Origin of the sequence: uncultured Mailhella sp. (genome assembly GCF_944324575.1) — a bacterium.
GTDB lineage: Bacteria > Desulfobacterota > Desulfovibrionia > Desulfovibrionales > Desulfovibrionaceae > Mailhella.
Window position 1 is genome coordinate 40,002 of the sequence record NZ_CALUWV010000010.1, and the last position, 6,368, is coordinate 46,369.

At 59.1% G+C, this 6,368-nt stretch carries 4 protein-coding genes; 1 reads left to right on the plus strand and 3 read right to left on the minus strand.

Annotated features, from left to right (window positions below; all coding sequences use genetic code 11):
• Positions 1–45 precede the first annotated feature (45 nt).
• From ggt to Q0J81_RS02425, 3 genes are all read right to left on the minus strand, one after another.
• On the minus strand, positions 46–1,704 hold the full coding sequence (gene ggt / locus Q0J81_RS02415; RefSeq protein WP_294445843.1) for a gamma-glutamyltransferase: 1,659 nt from the start codon (positions 1,702–1,704) through the stop codon (positions 46–48).
• 441 nt (positions 1,705–2,145) lie between these two features.
• Positions 2,146–4,470, minus strand: a complete 2,325-nt coding sequence (gene topA / locus Q0J81_RS02420; protein ID WP_294445844.1) for a type I DNA topoisomerase — start codon at positions 4,468–4,470, stop codon at positions 2,146–2,148.
• A 158-nt stretch (positions 4,471–4,628) separates the two neighbouring features.
• Complete coding sequence (locus Q0J81_RS02425; protein WP_294445846.1) at positions 4,629–5,699, minus strand: radical SAM protein; 1,071 nt, start codon at positions 5,697–5,699, stop codon at positions 4,629–4,631.
• Between the two features lie 106 nt (positions 5,700–5,805).
• On the opposite strand from Q0J81_RS02425, the gene Q0J81_RS02430 reads away from it, so the two are divergent.
• A complete protein-coding gene (locus tag Q0J81_RS02430; protein WP_294445848.1) occupies positions 5,806–6,225 on the plus strand; it encodes an HIT family protein in 420 nt (139 codons plus the stop codon).
• Positions 6,226–6,368 lie beyond the last annotated feature (143 nt).

Here is a 6,368-nt window from a genome sequence, read left to right on the forward strand (position 1 = left end):
GGAGAAACGGAGCATACGGCTCCGTTCCACAGAAGGAAACAGACGTTAGAATCCCGCCGCGAGGCCGTCGCCGCGAGGATCGGCGGCGCCCTGAAGCACGCCGTTTTCACGAACGAGAATGGCACCGGCATGGCCCATGGTGTCGGTGAAGTCCTTGACGACCCTTACGGGGTGGCCGCGCCTTGCAAGTTCCTCGACCACGGCAGCGGGAATGCGTCCCTCGAGCTTCACGTCGTTGGAAGCTGCGCCCCAGGTGCGGCCGTAAAGCCAGCGGGGAGCGGTAATGGCTTCCTGCGGCGTCATGCCGAAGTCCACCACGCGGGTCACAATGGCGGCCTGCGTCTGCGGCTGCCCCTCGCCACCCATGGTTCCGTACACAAGGCAGGGTTTGCCGTCTTTGAGGAGCATGGCGGGGTTGAGCGTGTGCATGGTGCGCTTGCCGGGCTCAAGACGGTTCACATGCTTCGGATCAAGGGAGAAGAAGCTGCCGCGGTTCTGGAGCAGCACGCCCGTACCTTCGGCCACGATGCCGGAACCGAAGTCATGATAGATGCTCTGGATGAGAGAGACGGCGTTGCCGTCCCTGTCCACCACGCCGAGCCAGACGGTGTCGCCCTTGGGATCCAGAGGAGCCCTGGGGTCGGCCGCCTTTTTCATGTCGATGCGCGCAGCCTGCCTTTTGCCGTGCGCTTCCGAAAGCAGCTCGTCCAGAGGAATGGAGACGAAGGCGGGGTCGGAAAGATAGCGGTCGCGGTCGGCAAAGGCCTCCTTGGTGGCCTCGATGATGGCATGATAGTAATCCGTGCTGCCTTCGCCCATGGCCTTTACGTCGAAATTGTTCAGGATGTTCAGAATCTCGAGGGAGGCCATGCCCTGCGTGTTCGGCGGCAGGTTGCAGGCCTCAAGCCCCCGGTAGTTCACGCGCAGGGGCGTGACCCAGTCGGCCTTGTGTGAAGCGAGGTCCTCGAGCGTGAGCATGCCGCCGTTCTTTTCCATATCCGCCACAATCTTTTTTGCGATGTCGCCCGTGTAGAATGCTTCAGAGCCCTTCTCAGCAATCATGCTCAGCGTGGCGGCAAGATCCGGCTGACGGAACAGGTCTCCTTCGGCCAGGGGGCTTCCGTTCTTCATGAACACGCGGGCGAACTCCGGGAATCTCTGAAGATTGCGAAACACCTTGCCGTTTGGGTCGGCATTCACGGCGCTCCAGAAGGCCAGGGATGAGCTCACCGGAAAGCCGTTTTCGGCGTAGGAAACGGCCGAGGAGAAAAGTTCCTTCCAGGGCATGGCCGTCTTGAGAACGGATTGACTGTAACGGTAGGCCTCGTCCCAGCCGGATACCGCGCCGGGCACGGTGATGGCGGCAAGGTAGCCGCGGGGGGGAATGGCCGCAAGGCCTCTGGCGGCGTAAAGGTCGATGCTCGCCCCGGCTCCCGCGCGTCCGCTGGCGTTCAGGCCCCGAAGTTCGCCGGTTCCGGCGTTGTAGATGAGCCAGAAATTATCCCCCCCGGGCGTGCACATCTGCGGATAGACCACGGCAAGCGTGACGGCGGTGGCTATGGCGGCGTCCACGGCATTGCCGCCGCGGCGCAGAATGTCGAGTCCGGCCTGTGTGGCCAGATGGTTGGGAGAGGTCACCATGCCGTTCGTGGCCAGAGGATTGTTGCTTTGAGAAACGGTGGCGCAGTAGGAAGGGCTTTCCATGGCAGAGCTCCGGGACAGGCACGGAAAGAAGGGCGCAGGGCGTCCTGCTACGAACGTGACCGTCCATTTGAGGGTGGTCTTCACGAGTGCCCTTAGAGTAAGGTTTTGCGGAACTTTGTCCATGTCTTTGAGACATGGTTAAAAATGGTTCTGGAAGTCCTGTTGTTGAGTCTGTTTTTGGTTCACTCCTGACCTGAGTTTTGCTTGACATAAAGAATGTTCGAGAAAAGGCACGGACGATGCTTTTTGGCGCATGAGCATGGCCAAGGAAGGGGCAGGGATTCGGTATGGATGTGGGGCCGGTCGTCGCGACGGCAAGAAGCCGTGAAAGTGTTTGGGGGAGGGGAAAAGGTCGGTTCGACTGCCGGATGCGACGGCAGTCCGGCAGAGGCAAAAAAAATGGCCCGCGAATGTGTTTCCGGGCCATTTTTCAAACGAACGTCAGTTCTGTCCTTCGTCAAGCTCCCTTGTGTACCGGCACTTGGGATTGGGACAGGCTATGTGACGACCGCGTGCGCGGGTAGTCTTGATGACCAGAATGGGAGACTGACATTCCGGGCAGGTTTCAGCCACGGGCCAGTCCCATACGGCGTAGTCGCATTCAGGGTAGCGGGAGCAGGAGTAGAACAGCTTGCCCTTGCGGGAGCTTTTTTCCACCAGCGTTCCCTTGCTGCACTTGGGGCAGGTCACGCCTGTGGAGAAGGGCGCGGCATAATCGCATTCGGGGTAGCGTGAACAGCTCAAAAAGCGGCTTCCCGTGCGGGACTGCTTGAGAATGACGTCGCCGCCGCATTTAGGGCAGGTGCCCATTTTCTGATGCTCTTCCTTCGGACGCTCCTGAGGAATGATTCTGCCCTTTTCGTCGCGGGTGAAATTGGTGGTGTAGCGGCATTCAGGATAGCCCGTGCACGCCAGGAATTCTCCGCTCTTGCCGAACTTCACCACAAGGGGCTTGCCGCATTCGGGGCAGGGGACGTCGGTGGTGAGGCCTCCCTTCACCGGGGCCATGTTTTTTGCCGCGGCTTCCAGCGTGGGGTTGAAGTCCTTGGAAAAGTCCTTCATGAGGTCCACCCAGCCGAGTTCTCCATCGGCCACCTTGTCGAGATTGTTTTCCATTTCGGCAGTGAAGCCCACGTCCATGAGCCTTGCGAAGTGATCACGCAGCTGGGAACAGACTACCTTGCCGAGATCCGTGGGCACGAAGTGCTTGTCTTCGATGCGCACGTACTCGCGATCTTCAATGGTGGAAATGATGGTGGCATAGGTGGAAGGACGGCCTATGCCCCGTTCTTCAAGTTCCCGGACAAGGGAGGCTTCGGTGTAGCGCGGCGCAGGCTGCGTGAACTTCTGTTCCTTTTCCAGCTTCTGCAGCGTGACCACTTCGCCTTCGTGAAGGGCGGGAAGCGCTGCTTCCTCTTCGTCCACGGAGCGGGGCATCACCGCAAGAAAACCGGGAAAGAGCAGGCGTTCGCCCTTTGACTTCCACAGACCGGGACCGCAGGTCAGGGAGACGGAGGTATCATGATAGGTGGCGGCGGCCATCTGCGAGGCCACGAAGCGACACCAGATGAGGTTGTAGAGGCGGTACTGATCGGGAGTGAGAAATTCCTTCACGTCCTGAGGGGTCAGCGTGATGTCGACGGGACGCACGGCTTCATGGGCGTCCTGTGCGGAGGTCTTGCCCTTGAAGGATCGCCCCTTGCCTCCGGGAGCCATGTAATCCTTGCCGAAATGCTGTTCTATGTACTCGGCGGCGCTTTTCTTGGCTTCGTCGGCAATGCGTACGGAGTCGGTACGCATATAGGTAATGAGTGCCGTGGTGCCGCGTTCACCGAGCTCTATGCCTTCATACAGACGCTGTGCCGTGGCCATGGTGCGCTTGGAGGTGAAGCCTATGCGCTGGTTGGCCGTCTGCTGCAGCGTTGAGGTGGTGAAAGGCGGCAGCGGATTGCGGGAACGCTCCTTTTCCTCCATCTGCGACACCACGAAGGGCTGACCTGCCATGGCCTGTTCCATGGCGTCCGCCGCGGCCTTGCTGGCAATGAGAATCTTGCGGGAGCTTTTTTCCTTGTCCCTGCTCTCTTCGCCGGAGTCGGAAAGTTCTCTGAGCTTTTTGGCAAAGCTCGTTTCTATCTTGACGAGCTCCGCTTTGAAGGGGGGAGGCGTGGCACCGGCAAGCAGGGCGCGGAAGGTCCAGAATTCTTCGGGTACGAAGGCAAGGCGTTCCTCCTCGCGCTCCACGATGAGCCGAAGCGCCACGGACTGCACGCGTCCGGCGGAAATGCCGCGCTTTACGGTTTTCCAGAGCAGAGGGGAAATCTTGTAACCCACAAGACGGTCGAGCACGCGGCGGGCCTGCTGCGCGTCGAAGAGGTTGGGGTTGATGTCGTGGGGGTGTTCCAGCGCGTTCTTCACGGCGCGGGAGGTGATTTCGTTGAACTGGATGCGCTTGATGTTCTTCGCCTTGTTCTTGATGACTTCGGCGATGTGCCAGGCAATGGCCTCGCCCTCACGGTCGGGGTCGGGCGCAAGGTAGACGGTGTCTGCCTTGGAGGCCGCGTCCTGCAGATCGCGCACCACTTTTTCCTTGCCCTTGATGATTTCATAGTGAGGGGCAAAGTCGTGGGCCTCGTCCACGCCGATTTCTCTGGTGGGCAGGTCGCGGATGTGACCGACGCTGGCCTGCACCATGTATTTGTTTCCCAGAAATTTCTTGATGGTCTTCACCTTGGCCGGTGACTCCACGATAATCAGATCCTTGCCCATAGCTCGCTCACAAGTAGGAATTTCAAAGGGAGGTTGAGCCTCCGTCGTCAAGGAACATACGTTAAAAGGGGGGAGCGTCAAGTCCCGGACGGGTCAAATGACGCATTTCTCCTGCCCCTGCAGGGAATCCGGGGACAGAAAGCGTGCGATTGGGCCGCTCAGGAGAGCATCGCGCTGCGGGTGTTTCTGTCGAACACGATGCGTTCCGGTCCCAGGCCGAGTGCCTGCCAGCGTTCTTTCAGCGTGCCTTTGTCGCCGTACATGAAACCCTGACAGAAACGCGGCAGCGTAAGACGGACGGGGGCATGCCCGAGCCTGCGAACGGCATCTTCTGCGGAGAGAAGAAGCGCTTCCGCCTGAATGAGCGCTCCGAGCGCAGGATGCCTCGGGCCGGCGAGGAGCGCAGCGTCGAAGGCTGGTTCCGGAGCAACGGAAAGCCGGATGACGGAAACATCCGCCTGCCAGGCGAGACGAAGGGCTTCTCCCAGTGTTTTCACGGTTTCTTCTATCGTCCATGGAACGTAGCGGCCTTCGCGGTACCAGCGCGCGAGTACGGTGCCTTCGGGCACGAGGCAGGGATAGAAGCGCAGACAGGAAGGAGAGAGAGAAAGGGCTTTCCTTACATCGGCAAGAAAGACCTCCGGAGTGCTTCCCGGCATGCCGGGAAGCAGCTGCACGCCGAGCGAGAGTCCGGCTTCGTGCACTTTTCTGCATCCTTCTTCAGCATCCCTGCCCGAGTAGCCCCGTCGGGAAAGGGCAAGCGCGTCGTCATCAAAGCTCTGTATGCCGAGCTCCACAAGGTCCACGCCGTTTTGCAAAAGCTCTTTCAGCACCTTTGGGGCAAGCGCATCCGGTCTTGTGGAGCAGCGGGCGCGCGTGATGCGTCCTTCCCTGCGAAGTCTGCTCAGAAAGTCGAGGCACGATGTGCGGTCGACGGATGGAAGAGCTGTGAAGGTGCCGCCGTAAAAGGCGAGTTCCCGGTTTTCTCCGGCGCGGCAAGGAGGCATTTCGGACGTTGCGGCACAGGCTTTTTCGAGAATGTCACGAACGTTTTCCGATGCGTCTTCTCCTGTCTGCTTGTCCTGCGCGCAGTATACGCAGTGACAGGGACAACCGAGAAAAGGCAAAAATACCGGAATGATGCGATCGGCTCTGTGCTGTCTGGCTCCTGTATTGAAATGGACTTCACAGGGAGCCTCGCGACCGGAATGTGGCGAAAGAGGTGACATTTTTTTTCCTTGGGAGAAAAGCTCTTGATGTTCTAATCGCTTGCGCTTACGATGACAAGGTCTTCCCCGTGTCAAAAAACGCGGGTCTCTGGAGGTCTGTACTGTCATGTCTGAAGAAAAATGTGTTTTCTGCCTCATCGCGAACGGGGACATTCCCTGCGCGAAGGTGTATGAGGATGATATTGTCCTGGCATTTCTTGATCTTTCTCCCGTGCATCCCGGCCACACGCTGGTGATTCCCAAAAAACACTACAAGGACATGCTCGAAGTATCCTGCGACATCGCGCCTGCGGTGTTTTCCGCGTTGAAGAAGCTGGGGGCGGCCGTCATGAAGGCCACCGGCGCCACGGGGTTCAACGTCATGCAGAATAACGGATTGTCCGCAGGGCAGACCATGTTTCATATCCATTGGCACATCATTCCCCGTTTCGACGGGGATGGGCTCGGCGCGTGGGAGCAGGGGAATTATCCTGACGCCGAAGCCATGCAGGCCATGGCCGCGAAAGTGGCCTCGTGTCTGGAATAGTAAATCCGTATCAGGAAGGAATGGCAGGAGGAAAGCATGAACAAGGCTCTGACCAAGGCTGACATTGTGGAAGCGGTGTACAATGACAAGAATCTCGGCCGCAACCGTGCGGAAGTGAAGAATATCGTTGAAAATCTGCTTGC

Coding starts and splice junctions, on each gene's coding strand:
- ggt (WP_294445843.1), bottom strand. CDS start 1,704: ATGGAAAGCCCTTCCTACTGCGCCACCGTTTCTCAAAGCAACAATCCT.
- topA (WP_294445844.1), bottom strand. CDS start 4,470: ATGGGCAAGGATCTGATTATCGTGGAGTCACCGGCCAAGGTGAAGACC.
- Q0J81_RS02425 (WP_294445846.1), bottom strand. CDS start 5,699: ATGTCACCTCTTTCGCCACATTCCGGTCGCGAGGCTCCCTGTGAAGTC.
- Q0J81_RS02430 (WP_294445848.1), top strand. CDS start 5,806: ATGTCTGAAGAAAAATGTGTTTTCTGCCTCATCGCGAACGGGGACATT.